17 protein-coding genes are annotated in these 18,344 nt (G+C 71.3%); 15 read left to right on the top strand and 2 right to left on the bottom strand.

Annotated features, from left to right (window positions below; genetic code table 11):
* Window positions 1-182: 182 nt before the first annotated feature.
* From pgsA to ACFY93_RS04205, 15 genes are all read left to right on the top strand, one after another.
* Entirely contained in the window at window positions 183-902 is a 720-nt protein-coding gene (gene pgsA, locus ACFY93_RS04135) for a phosphatidylinositol phosphate synthase (RefSeq protein ID WP_391353597.1), read from the top strand.
* Window positions 899-2,002 carry a phosphatidylinositol mannoside acyltransferase gene (locus tag ACFY93_RS04140; protein WP_391353373.1) on the top strand — a complete coding sequence of 368 codons (1,104 nt, stop codon included), beginning with the start codon at window positions 899-901 and terminating at the stop codon, window positions 2,000-2,002. Before pgsA ends, ACFY93_RS04140 begins: the two co-directional genes overlap by 4 nt.
* Window positions 1,999-3,159: a glycosyltransferase gene (locus ACFY93_RS04145; RefSeq protein ID WP_391353374.1), complete on the top strand. Its 1,161-nt coding sequence runs from the start codon at window positions 1,999-2,001 to the stop codon at window positions 3,157-3,159. The genes ACFY93_RS04140 and ACFY93_RS04145 overlap by 4 nt, the downstream gene beginning before the upstream one ends.
* A 263-nt stretch (window positions 3,160-3,422) precedes the next feature.
* Window positions 3,423-3,968, top strand: a complete 546-nt coding sequence (locus tag ACFY93_RS04150; protein WP_391353376.1) for a hypothetical protein — start codon at window positions 3,423-3,425, stop codon at window positions 3,966-3,968.
* Window positions 3,969-4,111: 143 nt separating this feature from the next.
* Window positions 4,112-5,035, top strand: a complete 924-nt coding sequence (gene pdxS, locus ACFY93_RS04155) for a pyridoxal 5'-phosphate synthase lyase subunit PdxS (protein WP_391353378.1) — start codon at window positions 4,112-4,114, stop codon at window positions 5,033-5,035.
* 4 nt (window positions 5,036-5,039) lie between these two features.
* A complete protein-coding gene (gene pdxT / locus ACFY93_RS04160) occupies window positions 5,040-5,648 on the top strand; it encodes a pyridoxal 5'-phosphate synthase glutaminase subunit PdxT (protein ID WP_391353380.1) in 609 nt (202 codons plus the stop codon).
* Window positions 5,649-5,696: 48 nt separating this feature from the next.
* Window positions 5,697-6,449, top strand: coding sequence for a YebC/PmpR family DNA-binding transcriptional regulator (locus ACFY93_RS04165; RefSeq protein WP_391353383.1), 753 nt, complete (start codon window positions 5,697-5,699; stop codon window positions 6,447-6,449).
* A gap of 135 nt (window positions 6,450-6,584) precedes the next feature.
* Window positions 6,585-7,115 (top strand): crossover junction endodeoxyribonuclease RuvC, encoded by a 531-nt coding sequence (gene ruvC / locus ACFY93_RS04170; RefSeq protein WP_391353385.1) that lies wholly within the window; start codon window positions 6,585-6,587, stop codon window positions 7,113-7,115.
* The gene (gene ruvA, locus ACFY93_RS04175) at window positions 7,112-7,723 is read left to right on the top strand and encodes a Holliday junction branch migration protein RuvA (RefSeq protein WP_391353388.1); all 612 of its coding nucleotides are present in this window, start codon (window positions 7,112-7,114) and stop codon (window positions 7,721-7,723) included. Before ruvC ends, ruvA begins: the two co-directional genes overlap by 4 nt.
* A 38-nt stretch (window positions 7,724-7,761) precedes the next feature.
* Entirely contained in the window at window positions 7,762-8,832 is a 1,071-nt protein-coding gene (ruvB, locus tag ACFY93_RS04180) for a Holliday junction branch migration DNA helicase RuvB (RefSeq protein WP_391353390.1), read from the top strand.
* A 165-nt stretch (window positions 8,833-8,997) separates the two neighbouring features.
* Window positions 8,998-9,489 (top strand): preprotein translocase subunit YajC, encoded by a 492-nt coding sequence (yajC, locus tag ACFY93_RS04185; protein WP_391353392.1) that lies wholly within the window; start codon window positions 8,998-9,000, stop codon window positions 9,487-9,489.
* A 141-nt stretch (window positions 9,490-9,630) separates the two neighbouring features.
* Window positions 9,631-11,430 (top strand): protein translocase subunit SecD, encoded by a 1,800-nt coding sequence (gene secD, locus ACFY93_RS04190; RefSeq protein ID WP_391353394.1) that lies wholly within the window; start codon window positions 9,631-9,633, stop codon window positions 11,428-11,430.
* Between the two features lies 1 nt (window position 11,431).
* A complete protein-coding gene (secF, locus tag ACFY93_RS04195) occupies window positions 11,432-12,553 on the top strand; it encodes a protein translocase subunit SecF (protein ID WP_391353396.1) in 1,122 nt (373 codons plus the stop codon).
* The gene (locus tag ACFY93_RS04200; RefSeq protein ID WP_391353397.1) at window positions 12,550-13,098 is read left to right on the top strand and encodes an adenine phosphoribosyltransferase; all 549 of its coding nucleotides are present in this window, start codon (window positions 12,550-12,552) and stop codon (window positions 13,096-13,098) included. The genes secF and ACFY93_RS04200 overlap by 4 nt, the downstream gene beginning before the upstream one ends.
* 170 nt (window positions 13,099-13,268) lie before the next feature.
* Window positions 13,269-15,875 carry a RelA/SpoT family protein gene (locus tag ACFY93_RS04205; RefSeq protein WP_391353399.1) on the top strand — a complete coding sequence of 869 codons (2,607 nt, stop codon included), beginning with the start codon at window positions 13,269-13,271 and terminating at the stop codon, window positions 15,873-15,875.
* A gap of 81 nt (window positions 15,876-15,956) precedes the next feature.
* Here ACFY93_RS04205 and ACFY93_RS04210 read toward each other — a convergent pair whose 3' ends face one another.
* Complete coding sequence (locus tag ACFY93_RS04210; protein ID WP_391353401.1) at window positions 15,957-17,186, bottom strand: DUF349 domain-containing protein; 1,230 nt, start codon at window positions 17,184-17,186, stop codon at window positions 15,957-15,959.
* A gap of 135 nt (window positions 17,187-17,321) precedes the next feature.
* Complete coding sequence (locus ACFY93_RS04215; RefSeq protein WP_391353402.1) at window positions 17,322-18,164, bottom strand: peptidylprolyl isomerase; 843 nt, start codon at window positions 18,162-18,164, stop codon at window positions 17,322-17,324.
* Window positions 18,165-18,344 lie beyond the last annotated feature (180 nt).

The raw sequence follows: 18,344 nt of genomic DNA on the forward strand, positions 1-18,344 counted from the left end.
AGCCGCGTGCGGTGGCGGCGGCTGCGACGCCCGCGGTGCCTTCGAGCTTTCCACTCCCGTCACGGCGCGTCCATACGACGGACGGGATCGCGCGGGCCGGGGCCGCCGCGACGGGTTCCGTCGCCGAGCCGTGACGCCGGGTGTGGGTGCCCGGCCGTCGCCCGTACTCGCGCGTGGCTACGATGGGCCAGCCGGGGGCCAGCAGGGGCCGTCCGGCGACACCGACCCTCGGGAAGGCCATGCTGAACAAGTACGCGCGTGCATTCTTCACGCGTGTCCTCACACCGTTCGCCGCGTTTCTCATCCGCCGGGGGGTGAGCCCCGACACCGTGACGCTCCTCGGCACGGCCGGAGTGATGGCGGGTGCGCTGGTCTTCTACCCCAGGGGTGAGTTCTTCTGGGGCACGGTCGTGATCACGCTGTTCGTGTTCTCGGACCTCGTGGACGGCAACATGGCACGCCAGCTCGGCCGTTCGAGCCGCTGGGGCGCCTTCCTGGACTCGACGCTCGACCGGGTCGCCGACGGCGCGATCTTCGGCGGCCTCGCGCTCTGGTACGCGGGCGGCGGCGACGACAACGCGCTGTGCGCGGTCTCCATCTTCTGCCTGGCCAGCGGCCAGGTGGTGTCGTACACCAAGGCCCGCGGCGAGGCGATCGGCCTGCCCGTCGCCGTCAACGGCCTGGTCGAGCGCGCCGAGCGCCTGGTGGTCTCGCTGGTCGCGGCCGGCTTCGCGGGGCTCCACAAGTTCGGTGTGCCGGGCATCCAGGTGCTGCTCCCCATCGCGCTGTGGATCGTCGCCGCCGGCAGCCTGGTGACCTTGATCCAGCGGGTGGTGACGGTGCGCAGGGAGTCCGCCGAGGCGGACGCCGCGGCCTCCCGGGGCAGCGGGGCCACGCCGTGAGCGGTCTGCGGGGACGTCTCGCGGACGGGGCGTACGCGCTGGGCTGGAGCACGGTCAGGAAGCTCCCCGAGCCGGTCGCCGTGCGGCTCGGGCGGACGATCGCCGACATCGCCTGGAAGCGGCGCGGCAAGGGCGTCCGGCGGCTGGAGGCCAACTACGCGCGCGTGGTGCCCGACGCGAGCCCCCAGCGGCTCGCCGAGCTGTCCCGGGCGGGCATGCGGTCGTATCTGCGCTACTGGATGGAGTCCTTCCGGCTTCCCTCGTGGAGCGAGGAGCGGGTGCGCACGGGGTTCGACCCCCAGGACGTGCACCACCTCACCGAAGGGCTCGCCTCCGGCCGCGGGGTCGTCCTCGCGCTGCCCCACCTGGGCAACTGGGACCTCGCGGGCGCCTGGGTCACCACCGAGCTGAGGACGCCGTTCACCACGGTCGCGGAGCGGCTGAACCCCGAGTCGCTGTACGACCGCTTCGTCGCCTACCGCGAGGGCCTGGGCATGGAGGTCCTGCCGCACAGCGGCGGCTCCGCGTTCGGCACGCTGGCCCGGCGGCTGCGGGACGGCGGACTGGTCTGCCTGGTCGCCGACCGGGATCTGTCCGCGTCCGGCATCGAGGTCACGTTCTTCGGGGAGACCGCCCGGATGCCCGCGGGACCGGCGCTGCTCGCCCAGCAGACCGGGGCCCTGCTCCTCCCGGTGACGCTCTGGTACGACGAGTCCGCCGTGATGCGCGGGCGTGTCCATCCGCCGGTCCCCGTCCCCGAGTCAGGTGACCGGGCGGAGAAGACGTCTGTCATGACACAGGCGCTGGCCGACGCCTTCGCCGAGGGGATCGCCGCACATCCGGAGGACTGGCACATGCTGCAGCGACTGTGGCTCTCCGATCTCGACCCGGCCGGGGCGCCGCCGGGCGCGTCGCCGGCACCGGACGCGCTGACGCCGGGGGAGGGACCCGCCGTCTCGGCGCCCCGCTCCGGGCCGGACCCGTCCGGTGAGCCGTCGGGCACCGCCCCGGCGGCCACCCCGCGCGACGACTCCGCGCGCGTGCCCCGTGACGAGGCCCGCGAGGGCGCCACGAGCGACACCGCCGAGGGGGCCTCGTGAGGATCGGCATCGTATGCCCCTACTCGTGGGACGTCCCCGGCGGCGTCCAGTTCCACATCCGCGATCTCGCCGAGCACCTCGTCCGCCTCGGGCACGAGGTGTCCGTGCTCGCCCCCGCCGACGACGACACACCGCTGCCCCCGTACGTGGTGTCGGCGGGCCGTGCGGTCCCGGTGCCGTACAACGGCTCGGTCGCCCGGCTGAACTTCGGCTTCCTGAGCGCGGCACGCGTCAGACGCTGGCTCCACGAGGGCATGTTCGACGTCATCCACATCCACGAGCCGACCTCGCCGTCGCTGGGCCTGCTGGCCTGCTGGGCGGCGCAGGGCCCGATCGTGGCCACGTTCCACACCTCCAACCCGCGGTCCCGCGCGATGATCGCCGCGTACCCGATCCTGCAGCCCGCGCTGGAGAAGATCAGCGCCCGGATCGCGGTGAGCGAGTACGCGCGGCGCACGCTCGTCGAGCACCTGGGCGGCGACGCGGTCGTCATCCCGAACGGCGTGGACGTCGACTTCTTCGCACGGGCCGAGCCCAAGGCGGAGTGGCAGGGCGGCACCCTGGGCTTCATGGGCCGGATCGACGAGCCCCGCAAGGGTCTGCCCGTGCTGATGAAGGCGCTGCCGAAGATCCTCGCCGAACGCCCGGACACCCGGCTCCTGGTCGCCGGCCGCGGCGACGAGGAGGAGGCCGTGTCGGCGCTGCCGGCGAAGATGCGCTCCCGCGTCGAGTTCCTGGGCATGATCAGCGACGAGGACAAGGCCCGGTTCCTGCGCAGCGTCGACGTGTACGTCGCGCCCAACACCGGCGGCGAGAGCTTCGGCATCATCCTGGTCGAGGCGCTGTCGGCGGGCGCGCCGGTCCTCGCCTCCGACCTCGACGCGTTCGCGCAGGTCCTGGACCAGGGCGCGGCGGGCGAACTGTTCGCCAACGAGGACGCGGACGCGCTGGCCGCCTCGGCGGTGCGGCTCCTCGGCGACCCGGACCGCCGGGCGGAGCTCCGGGAGCGCGGCAGCGCGCACGTCCGCCGCTTCGACTGGTCCACGGTCGGCGCGGACATCCTCTCCGTCTACGAGACGGTGACGGACGGCGCGGCAGCGGTGGCCGCCGACGAACGCACCGGCCTGATGGCCCGCTTCGGCCTCGCCCGCGACTGAACCCCCGCGAGGGGTCTTTCAGCCCGTCCGGCGTTTGAGGACGAGGCCGGCAGGCCGATACGGAACGGGAACGGGAAGGGGCGGAGGGGGCGAGACAACAAGGCGGTCGCTCCCGTCGCACCTGCACGGGGGGCGGACACGGCCCCCCGCGCGGGCCGACACCGACCGGCCCCCGACCGGCGCGGCTTCCGGCCCCCGCCGAGAAGCCGTGAAGGAGAGCGCGCCCCCACCCCCGGGGGCGCCCACCGGTAGCCTTGCCACCCGTGACCGCAACCCTGATCTGGATCCTCGTCGGCCTCGTCGTCATCGGCCTCTATCTGAGCTGGACGGCCGGCCGCCTGGACCGGCTGCACGCCCGGATCGACGCCGCCCGCGCCGCCCTGGACGCCCAGTTGCTGCGCCGCGCCTCGGTCGCCCAGGAACTGGCCACCTCCGGCGTCCTCGACCCCGCCGCCTCGATCGTGCTCTACGAGGCGGCCCACGCGGCCCGCCAGGCCGAGGAGGAGCACCGCGAGGTCGCCGAGAGCGAGCTCAGCCAGGCGCTGCGGGCGGTCTTCGGAGAGGTGCCGCAGGTCGACGCGGTACGGGCGGCCCCCGGCGGTGAGGAGGCCGCGAACGAGCTGGCCCAGGCGGTGCGCAGGGTCCCGATGGCCCGCCGGTTCCACAACGACGCCGTACGCGCCGCCCGCGCGCTGCGCCGGCACCGCAAGGTCCGCTGGTTCCGCCTCGCCGGGCACGCCCCGTTCCCGCTGGCCTTCGAGATGGACGACGAACCTCCGTCGGCCCTCGCGGACCGTCTCACCGCGTAGCCCCAGCGGTTTCCACGGTCCCCGGGTCGACCGGCCCACCGCCAAAATGAGCCACCGCCTCCCCATTGGCCCTTGCTGTGGACTGGTCTCGCGAGGTTCCCTCAGTGCTGCAGAAACCCTCTTTCACCGAGCGAGGTCAACCCGTGTCCAGCACGCTTCCCCAGACCGTCCGGCCCGACGACAGCCCCGCGACCGGCACAGCGCGCGTGAAGCGCGGCATGGCCGAGCAGCTCAAGGGCGGCGTGATCATGGACGTCGTCACGCCCGAGCAGGCGAAGATCGCCGAGGACGCCGGCGCCGTCGCCGTCATGGCCCTCGAGCGGGTCCCGGCCGACATCCGCAAGGACGGCGGCGTGGCCCGTATGTCCGACCCGGACATGATCGAGGGCATCATCGACGCCGTCTCGATCCCGGTCATGGCCAAGTCCCGCATCGGCCACTTCGTCGAGGCCCAGGTCCTGCAGTCCCTCGGCGTCGACTACATCGACGAGTCCGAGGTCCTCACCCCGGCCGACGAGGTCAACCACTCCGACAAGTGGGCCTTCACCACGCCGTTCGTGTGCGGTGCCACCAACCTGGGCGAGGCCCTGCGCCGCATCGCCGAGGGCGCGGCCATGATCCGCTCCAAGGGCGAGGCCGGCACCGGCAACGTCGTCGAGGCCGTCCGCCACCTGCGCCAGATCAAGAACGAGATCGCCAGGCTGCGCGGCTTCGACAACAACGAGCTGTACGCGGCCGCCAAGGAGCTGCGCGCCCCGTACGAGATCGTCAAGGAGGTCGCCGAGCTCGGCAAGCTCCCCGTGGTGCTGTTCTCCGCCGGCGGTGTCGCCACCCCGGCCGACGCCGCGCTGATGCGCCAGCTCGGCGCCGAGGGCGTGTTCGTCGGCTCCGGCATCTTCAAGTCCGGCGACCCGGCCAAGCGCGCCGCCGCCATCGTGAAGGCCACCACCTTCTACGACGACCCGAAGATCATCGCGGACGCGTCCCGCAACCTGGGCGAGGCCATGGTCGGCATCAACTGCGACACCCTCCCCGAGGCCGAGCGCTACGCCAACCGCGGCTGGTAGTCACATGACCGACGCCCCCGTGATCGGCGTCCTGGCTCTCCAGGGCGACGTACGGGAGCACCTCATCGCCCTGGCCGCGGCGGACGCCGTGGCCAGGCCGGTGCGGCGCCCCGAAGAGCTCACCGAGGTGGACGGCCTGGTCATACCGGGCGGCGAGTCCACCACCATCTCCAAGCTGGCCGTCCTGTTCGGCCTGATGGAACCCCTTCGCGCGCGCGTGCGGGACGGCATGCCCGTCTACGGCACCTGCGCCGGCATGATCATGCTCGCCGACAAGATCCTCGACCCGCGCTCGGGCCAGGAGACCGTCGGAGGCATCGACATGATCGTGCGCCGCAACGCCTTCGGACGTCAGAACGAGTCCTTCGAGGCGGCGCTCGACGTGCGGGGTGTCGACGGCGACCCCGTGCACGCCGTCTTCATCCGCGCCCCCTGGGTGGAGTCCGTGGGCGCCCGGGCCGAGGTGCTCGCCGAGCACGACGGCCACATCGTCGCCGTACGCCAGGGCACCGCGCTCGCCACCTCGTTCCACCCGGAACTCACCGGCGACCACCGGGTGCACGGCCTCTTCGTCGAGATGGTGCGCGCCAACCGGGGACCGGGATCCTTGTAGGATCTCTGGGGTTCGTATCGAGATGGTTTACGCGAAGGAGACAGGCAGATGTCCGGCCACTCTAAATGGGCCACGACGAAGCACAAGAAGGCCGTGATCGACGCCAAGCGCGGCAAGCTCTTCGCGAAGCTGATCAAGAACATCGAGGTCGCGGCGCGGATGGGCGGCGTCGACGTCGAGGGGAATCCGACGCTCTACGACGCCGTGCAGAAGGCGAAGAAGCAGTCGGTTCCCAACAAGAACATCGACTCCGCGATCAAGCGTGGCGGCGGTCTCGAGGCCGGCGGCGCCGACTACGAGACGATCATGTACGAGGGTTACGGGCCGAACGGCGTCGCGGTGCTCATCGAGTGCCTCACCGACAACCGCAACCGCGCCGCCTCGGACGTCCGCGTCGCGATGACCCGCAACGGCGGCTCCATGGCCGACCCGGGCTCCGTGTCGTACCTGTTCAACCGCAAGGGTGTCGTCATCGTCCCCAAGGGCGAGCTGACCGAGGACGACGTCCTGGGCGCCGTCCTGGACGCGGGCGCCGAGGAGGTCAACGACCTCGGCGAGTCCTTCGAGGTGATCAGCGAGGCCACCGACCTGGTCGCGGTCCGCACGGCCCTCCAGGACGCCGGGATCGACTACGACTCGGCCGACGCCAACTTCGTCCCGACCATGCAGGTCGAGCTGGACGAGGAAGGCGCCCGGAAGATCTTCAAGCTGATCGACGCCGTGGAGGACAGCGACGACGTGCAGAACGTCTTCGCCAACTTCGACGTGAGCGACGAGGTCATGGCGAAGGTGGACGCCTGAGGCGCTCCTCGCCGACAGGCTCACACCGGCACCGCGCCCAGGGGCCGGCGGGACACGTTCCCGCCGGCCCGTCCGTGTGTTGTCGGTGCGAGCCGATAGCCTGCACGAACCGGTGATCGAAGGAGGGGGCTGGGGATGCGGGTACTGGGTGTGGACCCCGGACTGACCCGGTGCGGTGTCGGTGTCGTCGAGGGCGTCGCCGGCCGGCCCCTGACGCTGCGCGGCGTCGGAGTCGTGCGGACCCCCGCCGACGCCGAGCTCGGCCCGCGCCTCGTCGCCGTCGAACAGGGGATAGAGCGGTGGCTCGACGAGTACGAGCCCGAGGTCGTCGCCGTGGAGCGCGTCTTCAGCCAGCACAACGTCCGCACGGTGATGGGCACCGCCCAGGCCAGCGCGGTCGCCACACTGTGCGCCGCCCGGCGCGGCATCCCCGTCGTCCTGCACACCCCCAGCGAGGTCAAGGCCGCCGTCACCGGCAGCGGTCGGGCCGACAAGGCCCAGGTCGGGGCGATGGTCACCCGGCTGCTCCGGCTCGACGCGCCGCCCAAGCCGGCCGACGCCGCCGACGCCCTGGCCCTGGCCATCTGCCACATCTGGCGCGCGCCCGCGCAGAACAGACTCCAGCAGGCCGTCGCCCTGCACGCATCGAAAGGCCGTACCGCATGATCGCCTTCGTCAGCGGCCCGGTCGCCGCGCTCGCCCCGGACGCCGCCGTGGTCGAGGTGGGCGGCATCGGCATCGCCGTCCAGTGCGCGCCGAACACGCTGTCCGCGCTCCGCGTGGGACAGCCCGCCCGGCTCGCCACCTCCCTCGTCGTCCGCGAGGACTCGCTCACCCTGTACGGCTTCGCCGACGACGACGAGCGGGGGACGTTCGAGCTGCTGCAGACCGCGAGCGGCGTCGGACCCCGGCTCGCGCAGGCGATGCTCGCCGTGCACACGCCCGACGCGCTGCGCCGGGCCGTCTCCACCGGCGACGAGAAGGCGCTGACCGCCGTCCCCGGCATCGGCAAGAAGGGCGCCCAGAAGCTCCTGCTCGAACTGAAGGACCGGCTCGGCGAGCCCCTCGGCACCGGCGGCCCCGCGATCGGCACGGCCGTCACCGCGGGCTGGCGCGACCAGCTGCACGCCGCCCTCATCGGCCTCGGGTACGCGACCCGCGAGGCCGACGAGGCCGTCTCCGCCGTCGCCCCGCAGGCCGAGGCGTCCGAGGGGGCGCCCCAGGTGGGCGCGCTGCTCAAGGCGGCCCTGCAGACCCTGAACCGGGCCCGCTGACCCGCTCCACCACCCGACCACACGACCGCGAGGCACGCATGAACTGGGACGACACGGCCGACGAGAGCGCCGCCGAGCGGCTGGTGGGTTCGGTCGCCGACCGCGAGGACCAGGCGGTCGAGGCGGCGCTGCGCCCCAAGGACCTGGGCGAGTTCATCGGCCAGGAGAAGGTCCGCGAGCAGCTCGACCTCGTCCTGCGCGCCGCCCGCGCCCGCGGCGCCACCGCCGACCACGTGCTCCTCTCCGGCGCCCCCGGCCTCGGCAAGACCACCCTCTCGATGATCATCGCGGCCGAGATGGGCGCACCCATCCGCATCACCAGCGGCCCCGCCATCCAGCACGCCGGCGACCTCGCGGCGATCCTCTCCTCGCTCCAGGAGGGCGAGGTCCTCTTCCTCGACGAGATCCACCGCATGTCGCGGCCCGCCGAGGAGATGCTCTACATGGCGATGGAGGACTTCCGCGTCGACGTCATCGTCGGCAAGGGGCCCGGAGCCACCGCCATCCCCCTCGAACTGCCCCCGTTCACCCTCGTCGGCGCCACCACCCGGGCCGGGCTGCTGCCGCCGCCACTGCGCGACCGGTTCGGCTTCACCGCCCACATGGAGTTCTACGAGCCGGCCGAGCTGCAGCGCGTCATCCACCGCTCCGCACACCTGCTCGACGTCGAGATCGGCGCCGACGGCGCCGCCGAGATCGCCGGCCGCTCCCGCGGCACGCCCCGTATCGCCAACCGCCTGCTGCGCCGCGTCCGGGACTACGCGCAGGTCAAGGCCGACGGCGTCATCACCCGGGACATCGCCGGCGCGGCCCTCGCGGTCTACGAGGTCGACGCGCGTGGCCTCGACCGCCTCGACCGGGGCGTCCTGGAGGCCCTGCTGAAGCTCTTCGGCGGAGGTCCCGTCGGCCTGTCGACCCTCGCCGTGGCGGTGGGGGAGGAGCGCGAGACCGTCGAGGAGGTCGCCGAGCCCTTCCTGGTCCGTGAGGGGCTGCTCGCCCGTACGCCACGGGGCCGGGTGGCGACCCCGGCCGCATGGGCGCACCTGGGCCTCACTCCGCCGTCGGGGTCAACGGGGACAACCGGACAAGGGGACCTGTTCGGGGCGTGACGGCGTGCTCGTGGCGGGCCGAGGAACCCCGGTGCCATGCTGAGCGTTGTTCCATGAGTGCGGACTCGCTTAGACTCCGCCGATGCCGCCCTTGCAGGACGGCGCAGCCCACCCCCATCCACCAGGCCGCCCACCCGAGCGGTCGTGCGAAGGAAACTCCGTCCCGTGAATATCGTGACCCTTCTCCCCTTCATCGTGCTCATCGGGGCCATGTTCCTGATGACCCGCTCGGCCAAGCGCAAGCAGCAGGCGGCCGCGCAGATGCGCAACGACATGCAGCCCGGCACCGGCGTCCGCACGATCGGGGGCATGTACGCGACGGTGAAGGAGGTCAACGACGAGACGGTCCTTCTCGACGCGGCCCCCGGTGTCCACCTGGTCTTCGCGAAGAACTCGATCGGCGCCGTCCTCACCGACGACGAGTACAACCGCATCGTGCACGGCATCGACCCCGAGCTGAACGACGACGGCCTGGTCGTCCCGGACGACGCCTCCTCCCTCACCGAGACCGACGAGCCCGCCGACGACGCTTCCGACGCCTCCGCCGACAAGCCCCTCGACCTCGGTAAGAAGGACCCGGCCGACGAGAAGGCCGAGGCCGGCACGGTCGACGCAGCAGAGCCGAAGAAGACCGACGGCGAGTCCGACGCGAAGTAGTCACGTCCCACGGCCGCGGCGCGATCCGCTCGTGCGCCGCGTCCCGGGGGACGTGCGGTTCCCGCACGGAGTCCCGACACCATGTCATGGCCGCCCGCGCGCTCACCCGGCGCCGGTCGGCCCGAGAGGGAGTACGAGAAGGTGGCAGCACCGAAGAAGGGCCGGAGCGCGAGCGCCCAGAGCAGGCCGGGGCGCTCGCTGGCCCTCATCCTGATCGCCATCGTGGCGCTCACCGGGGGGATGTTTCTCTCCGGGCAGACCACTCCGCGTCTCGGCATCGACCTCGCCGGCGGCACCAGCATCACGCTGGAGGCGAAGAACGAGCCCGGCCAGCCCAACGCGATCAACAAGACCAACATGGACACCGCGGTCGACATCATGAACCGCCGTGTCAACGGTCTCGGCGTGTCGGAGGCGGAGGTCCAGACCCAGGGCGATCGCAACATCATCGTCAACATCCCCAAGGGCACGAACTCCAAGCAGGCCCGTGAGCAGGTCGGTACCACCGCCAAGCTCTACTTCCGGCCGGTGCTGACCACCGAGGTCTCCGGAGCCGCCGCGACCAAGAGCCCCGCGCCCAGCGCCTCCAAGGAGGCGACGGACAAGGCCAGCGACAAGGCCACCGACAAGGCGACGGACAAGTCGGACGACAAGGCCGGGGCGCCGTCCTCGAGCTCCGCGACGCCGTCCGCGACCCCCACCTCCCAGGGCCGCGCGGTCACCGACGCCCTGAAGGCCGACGACACCCCCTCGTCGAGCGCCAAGGCGTCCTCGAGCGCCAAGGCTTCCCCCAGCGCCTCCCCGTCCGCGAGCAGCAGCGCCGACGACGCCGCGGGCAAGCTCCAGGCCCAGTACGCCGCTCTGAACTGCGCCAAGGAGAGCGACCGGGCCACCGCCGGTGACGGGGTCAAGCCCAGCGAGCCCACCGTGGCCTGCGGGCAGAACTCCGACAAGCAGTGGCAGAAGTACATCCTCGGCCCGGCCGAGGTCGCGGGCACGGACATCAAGAAGGCCCAGGCCGTCTACGACACCCAGACCGCCGCGGGCTGGAAGGTCACCATGGACTTCACGTCCGGTGGCTCCAAGAAGTTCGCCGACATCACCGGCAAGCTCGCGAAGAACCAGTCGCCGCAGAACCAGTTCGCCATCGTCCTCGACGGTGAGGTCGTCTCCGACCCGTTCGTCCGCGAGGCACTGACCGGCGGCACCGCGGAGATCTCCGGCAGCTTCGACCAGACCGAGGCCCAGGACCTGGCGAACATGCTGAAGTACGGCGCCCTGCCGCTGTCCTTCAAGGAGGCGAGCGTCACCACCGTGACCGCCGCGCTCGGCGGCGAGCAGCTGCACGCCGGTCTGATCGCCGGCGCGATCGGCCTCGCCCTGGTCGTCATCTACCTGGTGGTCTACTACCGGGGCCTCTCGCTCATCGCGATCGCCTCGCTGCTGGTCTCGGCCGTGCTCACCTACGTGATCATGTCGCTGCTCGGCCCCGGCATCGGCTTCGCGCTGAACCTGCCGGCCGTCTGCGGCGCGATCGTGGCGATCGGTATCACAGCGGACTCGTTCATCGTGTTCTTCGAACGGATCCGGGACGAGATCCGCGAGGGACGCACGCTGCGCCCCGCCGTCGAGCGGGCCTGGCCGCGTGCCCGGCGCACCATCCTGGTCTCCGACTTCGTGTCGTTCCTGGCGGCCGCGGTGCTCTTCGTCGTCACCGTCGGCAAGGTCCAGGGCTTCGCGTTCACGCTCGGTCTGACCACCCTGCTCGACGTGGTCGTGGTGTTCCTCTTCACCAAGCCGCTGATGACCCTCCTCGCGCGCAGGAAGTTCTTCGCGAACGGTCACCGCTGGTCCGGCCTCGACCCGAAGCGACTGGGTGCCAAGCCCCCGCTGCGCCGTACCCGCCGTCCCTCCGCCCCCGTCGACCCGAAGGAGGCGTGAGATGTCGAAACTCGGCACCCTCGGCGCCCGGCTCCACCGCGGCGAGATCGGTTACGACTTCGTCGGCAAGCGCAAGATCTGGTACGGCATCTCGATCCTGATCACCATCACGGCCATCCTCGGCCTGACGGTGCGAGGCCTGAACATGGGCATCGAGTTCGAGGGCGGCGCCGTCTTCACCACCCCGAAGACCAGCACGTCCGTCAGCCAGGCCGAGACGTACGCGGAGGACGCCTCCGCGCACGACGCGATCGTCCAGAAGCTCGGCAACGGCGGTCTGCGCATCCAGGTCGCCGGGATCGACACCGACAAGTCCGACAAGATCAAGGAGCAGCTCTCCAAGGATCTGAAGGTCGACTCGGAGAAGATCAACGCGGACCTGGTCGGCCCCAGCTGGGGTGACCAGATCGCCAACAAGGCCTGGCAGGGCCTGGCGATCTTCATGGTCCTGGTCGTGATCTACCTGGCGATCGCCTTCGAGTGGCGCATGGCCGTAGCGGCCCTCGTCGCCCTGATCCACGACATCACCATCACGGTCGGCATCTACGCCCTGGTGGGCTTCGAGGTCACCCCGGGCACCGTGATCGGTCTGCTGACCATCCTCGGTTACTCGCTCTACGACACGGTCGTCGTCTTCGACAGCCTCAAGGAGCAGACGAAGGACATCACCAAGCAGACCCGCTGGACCTACAGCGAGATCGCCGACCGCTCGATCAACGGCACCCTGGTCCGCTCCATCAACACCACGGTCGTCGCGCTCCTGCCGGTCGGCGGCCTGCTGTTCATCGGCGGCGGTGTGCTGGGCGCGGGCATGCTCAACGACATCTCGCTGTCGCTGTTCGTCGGCCTCGCGGCCGGCGCGTACTCCTCGATCTTCATCGCCACGCCGCTCGTCGCCGACCTCAAGGAGCGCGAGCCGCAGATGAAGGCCCTGAAGAAGCGGGTGCTCGCCAAGCGGGCGGCGGCCGCGGCCAAGGGCGAGTCGGCCGAGGCCCCGGTGACCGTCCCGGACTACGACGACGAGGACGGCCCCGAGGACGCCGCCCCCGCCGTCGTCGGCCCGCGCAACCAGCCCGCGTCCCGCAACCGGGGACGCGGCCGGCCCTCGGGCAAGCGCCGATGACCGGGATCACCGACATCTCGGCGCTGCTGCTCAGCCGCATCCGGGACGTCGAGGACTACCCGGAGCCGGGGGTGAGGTTCAAGGACATCACCCCGCTGCTGGCGGACCCGGCGGCGTTCACGGCGCTGACCGACGCCCTCGCCGGACTGTGCGTCCGCAGCGGCGCCACGAAGGTCGTCGGCCTGGAGGCACGCGGGTTCATCCTGGGCGCCCCGGTCGCCGTCCGCGCCGGGCTCGGCTTCATCCCCGTACGCAAGGCCGGAAAGCTCCCCGGGGCGACCCTGCGCCAGGCGTACGACCTGGAGTACGGCTCCGCCGAGATCGAGGTGCACGCCGAGGACCTGGTCGCGGGCGACCGCGTCATGGTCGTCGACGACGTCCTCGCCACCGGCGGCACCGCCGAGGCCTCGCTCCAGCTCATCCGCAGGGCGGGCGCCGAAGTCGCGGGCGTCGCCGTGCTGATGGAGCTCGGCTTCCTCGGCGGCCGGGCCCGCCTGGAGCCGGCCCTGTCGGGCGCCCCGCTGGAGGCGCTGCTCACGGTCTGAGCACCCGTAGGACACCGCGGAGGCGGGCCCGGAGGAATCCGGAGCCCGCCTCTTGTGTTTCCCGGGACAAAGGCGTCCCACCGGCCGAGGAGGAGCCCGGCGCCCCGGGTCGATACCATGGGGCGTCCGGGACCTGACCGGGGGACCCGGATCGTGCACGAGGAGCCCTCTTGCCAGACGAGGCCCAGCCCCTGCCCCACAGTGCGGACCGCCTGGGGGCGACCCCAGCCGCACAGGCCGCCCAGGCCGGCCGCTCCCAGGCCGGTCCCGCTTCCGCGCCCGCCGAGCCCGCGGGGAACGCCGCGCCCGCCGCGAGCAGCGGCACGGCGGACGGCGGCGCGAGCGGCCCGGGTCAGCGCCCGCGGCCCGCGCCCGGCGCGAAGGGGTCCGAGCAGCCACGCCCGGCGCCCGCCGAGCCCGCCGCGCACACACCCGCGCTCCGCCCGACGGCGAGCCAGGGAGCGCGCACCGGCGGCTCCTCCAACCGCGTACGGGCCCGCCTCGCCCGACTCGGCGTGCAGCGCTCCAACCCGTACAACCCGGTCCTGGAGCCCCTGCTGCGGATCGTGCGCGGCAACGACCCCAAGATCGAGACATCCACGCTCCGGCAGGTCGAGAAGGCCTACCAGGTGGCGGAGCGCTGGCACCGAGGCCAGAAGCGCAAGAGCGGCGACCCGTACATCACGCACCCGCTCGCGGTGACCACGATCCTCGCCGAACTGGGCATGGACCCCGCCACCCTCATGGCCGGCCTCCTCCACGACACCGTGGAGGACACCGAGTACGGCCTCGACACCCTCAGGCGGGACTTCGGCGACCAGGTCGCACTGCTCGTCGACGGCGTCACCAAGCTCGACAAAGTCAAGTTCGGCGAGGCCGCGCAGGCCGAGACCGTCCGCAAGATGGTCGTCGCCATGGCCAAGGACCCGCGCGTCCTGGTCATCAAGCTCGCCGACCGCCTGCACAACATGCGCACCATGCGCTACCTCAAGCGCGAGAAGCAGGAGAAGAAGGCGCGCGAGACCCTGGAGATCTACGCGCCGCTCGCCCACCGCCTGGGCATGAACACCATCAAGTGGGAGCTGGAGGACCTCGCCTTCGCGATCCTCTACCCCAAGATGTACGACGAGATCGTCCGCCTGGTCGCCGAGCGCGCCCCCAAGCGGGACGAGTACCTGGCCATAGTGACCGACGAGGTCCAGTCCGACCTGCGCGCCGCCCGGATCAAGGCGACCGTCACCGGGCGCCCGAAGCACTACTACAGCGTCTACCAGAAGATGATCGTCCGCGGCCGCGACTTCGCGGAGATCTACGACCTGGTGGGCATCCGCGTCCTCGTCGACACCGTCCGGGACTGCTACGCCGCCCTCGGCACGGTGCACGCGCGCTGGAACCCGGTCCCCGGCCGGTTCAAGGACTACATCGCGATGCCCAAGTTCAACATGTACCAGTCGCTGCACACGACGGTCATCGGACCCAACGGCAAGCCCGTCGAACTCCAGATCCGAACGTTCGACATGCACCGCCGCGCCGAGTACGGCATCGCCGCGCACTGGAAGTACAAGCAGGAGGCCGTCGCCGGAGCCTCCAAGGTGCGCTCCGACGCGCCTCGCAGCACCGGCAAGGACGACCACCTCAACGACATGGCGTGGCTGCGGCAGCTCCTCGACTGGCAGAAGGAGACGGAGGACCCGGGCGAGTTCCTGGAGTCCCTGCGCTTCGACCTCTCCCGCAACGAGGTCTTCGTCTTCACGCCGAAGGGCGACGTCATAGCGCTCCCGGCGGGCGCCACCCCGGTCGACTTCTCCTACGCCGTCCACACCGAGGTCGGCCACCGCACCATCGGCGCCCGCGTCAACGGCCGCCTCGTCCCCCTCGAGTCGACCCTGGACAACGGCGACCTGGTGGAGGTCTTCACCTCCAAGGCGGCCGGCGCGGGTCCCTCCCGCGACTGGCTCGGCTTCGTCAAGTCACCCAGGGCCCGCAACAAGATCCGCGCCTGGTTCTCCAAGGAGCGCCGCGACGAGGCGATCGAGCAGGGCAAGGACGCCATCGCGCGCGCCATGCGCAAGCAGAACCTGCCGATCCAGCGCATCCTCACCGGGGACTCGCTGGTCACCCTCGCCCACGAGATGCGCTACCCCGACATCTCGTCGCTGTACGCGGCGATCGGCGAGGGCCACGTCACCGCGCAGAGCGTCGTGCAGAAGCTGGTGCAGGCACTCGGCGGCGAGGAGGCGGCCACCGAGGAGATCGACGAGAGCGTCCCGCACACCCGGGGCCGCGGCCGCAAGCGCCGCAGCAACAACGACCCCGGTGTGGTCGTCAAGGGCGTCGACGACGTGTGGGTCAAGCTGGCCCGCTGCTGCACACCGGTGCCCGGAGACCCGATCATCGGCTTCGTCACCCGGGGCAGCGGCGTCTCCGTGCACCGCAGCGACTGCGTCAACGTCGACTCGCTCTCGCGGGAGCCGGAGCGCATCCTCGAGGTCGAGTGGGCGCCCACCCAGTCCTCGGTGTTCCTGGTCGCCATCCAGGTCGAGGCGCTGGACCGCTCCCGGCTCCTGTCGGACGTCACCCGCGTCCTGTCGGACCAGCACGTCAACATCCTCTCGGCGGCCGTCCAGACCTCCCGGGACCGCGTGGCCACCTCCCGCTTCACCTTCGAGATGGGCGACCCCAAGCACCTGGGGCACGTCCTGAAGGCCGTCAGGGGAGTGGAGGGCGTCTACGACGTGTACCGGGTGACCTCGGCGCGCAGGCCCTCGGAGGCCTGACGCCCCACGGCCGCACACCACGCGCAGGGGCTCCCCGTACGCACCGTACGGGGAGCCCCTGCGCATACCGCTGGGCGACGGTCAGCCGCCGAACTCGTGCAGACCCTTCAGCGCCTGGTCCAGCAGCGCCTGACGGCCGTCCAGTTCCTTCTGGAGCTTGTCGGCCCTGGCCGCGTTGCCCGCGGAGCGGGCGGTCTCGATCTGACCTTGGAGCTTGTCCACCGCGGCCTGGAGCTGACCGGTGAGACCCTCGGCACGCGCGCGTGCCTCCGGGTTCGTCCGGCGCCACTCGGCCTCCTCGGACTCCTGCAGGGCGCGCTCCACCGCGTGCATCCGGGCCTCGATCTTCGGGCGGGCGTCCCTCGGCACGTGACCGACGGCCTCCCAGCGCTCGTTGATCGAACGGAACGCCGCCCGGGCCGCCTTCAGCTCCCGCACCGGGACGAGCTTCTCGGCCTCCTCGGCCAGCTCCTCCTTGAGCTTCAGGTTCTCGGCCTGCTCCGCGTCCCGCTCGGCGAAGACCGATCCGCGCGCGGCGAAGAACACGTCCTGGGCGCCGCGGAAGCGGTTCCACAGGTCGTCCTCGTGCTCGCGCTGGGCACGGCCGGCCGCCTTCCAGTCCGCCATCAGCTCGCGGTAGCGCGCCGCCGTCGGACCCCAGTCGGTCGAGCCCGACAGCGCCTCGGCCTCCGCGACCAGGTGCTCCTTGACCTTGCGGGCCTCCTCGCGCTGCGCGTCCAGCGACGCGAAGTGCGCCTTGCGGCGCTTGGAGAACGCCGAGCGCGCGTGCGAGAAGCGGTGCCACAGCTCGTCGTCCGACTTCCGGTCGAGGCGCGGCAGCCCCTTCCAGGTGTCCACCAGCGCCCGCAGCCGCTCACCGGCCGACCGCCACTGATCGCTCTGCGCCAGCTCCTCGGCCTCGGTGACCAGCGCCTCCTTGGCGTGCCGGGCCTCGTCGGACTGCTTCGCCCGCTGGACCTTGCGCTCCTCACGGCGTGCGTCGACGGTCTCGACCAGCCGGTCCAGCCGCGCGCGCAGCGCGTCGAGGTCGCCGACCGCGTGGTGCGCGTCGACCTGCTCGCGCAGGTGACCGATCGCGATCTGGGCGTCCTTTGCCGACAGGTCGGTGGTCTTCACACGTCGCTCGAGGAGGCCGATCTCGACAACCAGGCCCTCGTACTTGCGCTCGAAGTAGGCCAGCGCCTCGTCGGGGGAGCCTGCCTGCCAGGAACCGACGACCTGCTCGCCGTCGGCCGTTCGCACGTACACGGTCCCCGTCTCGTCGACGCGGCCCCACGGGTCGCTGCTCACAGCGCCTCCTCCACATGATGCCCGCGAGGGGCCTCAGCGCCCCCGGGCATCGTCCACAGTTTCGTCACGGCCAACATAGGCGACCGGCGGGGCGGCTGTCCGCATCCCGCGCGACCGAAGTTCCGCAGTTGAAGGTCAGGATTTCCTCACCGTCGCCTTGTCGATGACGACCGTCGCGTTGGGCGTCCCGTCGCCCTGGCCGGTGCTCTCCCCGGCCGCCGCGATCTTCTTGAGGACCTTCATACCGGATTCGGAAATCGTCCCGAACGGTGTGTAGTCGGCCGGGAGCTGACTGTCCTGGTAGACGAGGAAGAACTGGCTGCCGCCGGTGTCGCGGCCCTTGTTCTCCTGCGCGTTGTACTGGTTGGCCATGGCCACCGTGCCCGCCGGGTACACGTTGCCCTTGAGGCGCTTGTCCTTGAGGTTCTCGTCCGGGATGGTGTAGCCGGGCCCGCCCATGCCGGTGCCCTGCGGGTCTCCGCACTGGAGCACGTAGATGCCGGCCGTGGTGAGGCGGTGGCACTTGGTGTGGTCCAGGTAGCCCTTGTTCACCAGGAAGTCGAACGAGTTCACGGTGTGCGGGGTCTTGGCGGCGTCCATCGCGATGTCTATCGCGCCGCACGTCGTCTGCAACTTCATCGTGTACTGCGCGGACTTGTCGATGGTGATCGCCGGTTCCTTCTTGTAACTCAGCGACTTCACCTTGCCCTTGGCCGCCTTCTCGCACGGGTCCGCGGGCTTGCTCGCCGACGGGGACGCGCTCGGCGTCACCTCCGCGTTCGCGTTGGCCTTGTCGTCGTCGTTCTTCAAGACCCCGGTTGTGTACAGCGCCACGCTGCCGATGATCACGACGCCGAGGACCGACGCCACCACCGAGTTGCGCGTACGTGTCTTGCGCCGGGCGGCCGTACGCCGCTGCTGCTGCCGCAAGAACTTCTCCCGAGCGAGCTGACGCCGCCGCTGATCCTGGCTGACCACGGGGTTTTCTCCTCATGCGTCTCGTACGTCGTTGGGGACGCGCGGGTCTTGTGAGCCGACCGCCCGCGTGTGCCCCGTACCGTATATGGGTTCGCTGAGGAAACGGCAGCGCCGGTAGGCTCTGACCCACAGCCACCCACCCCGTACGACACCATGTCGTGCGCCATGACGAAGGACGAT

It is taken from the genome of Streptomyces sp. NPDC008313 (genome assembly GCF_042956125.1).
Taxonomy (GTDB): Bacteria; Actinomycetota; Actinomycetes; order Streptomycetales; family Streptomycetaceae; genus Streptomyces.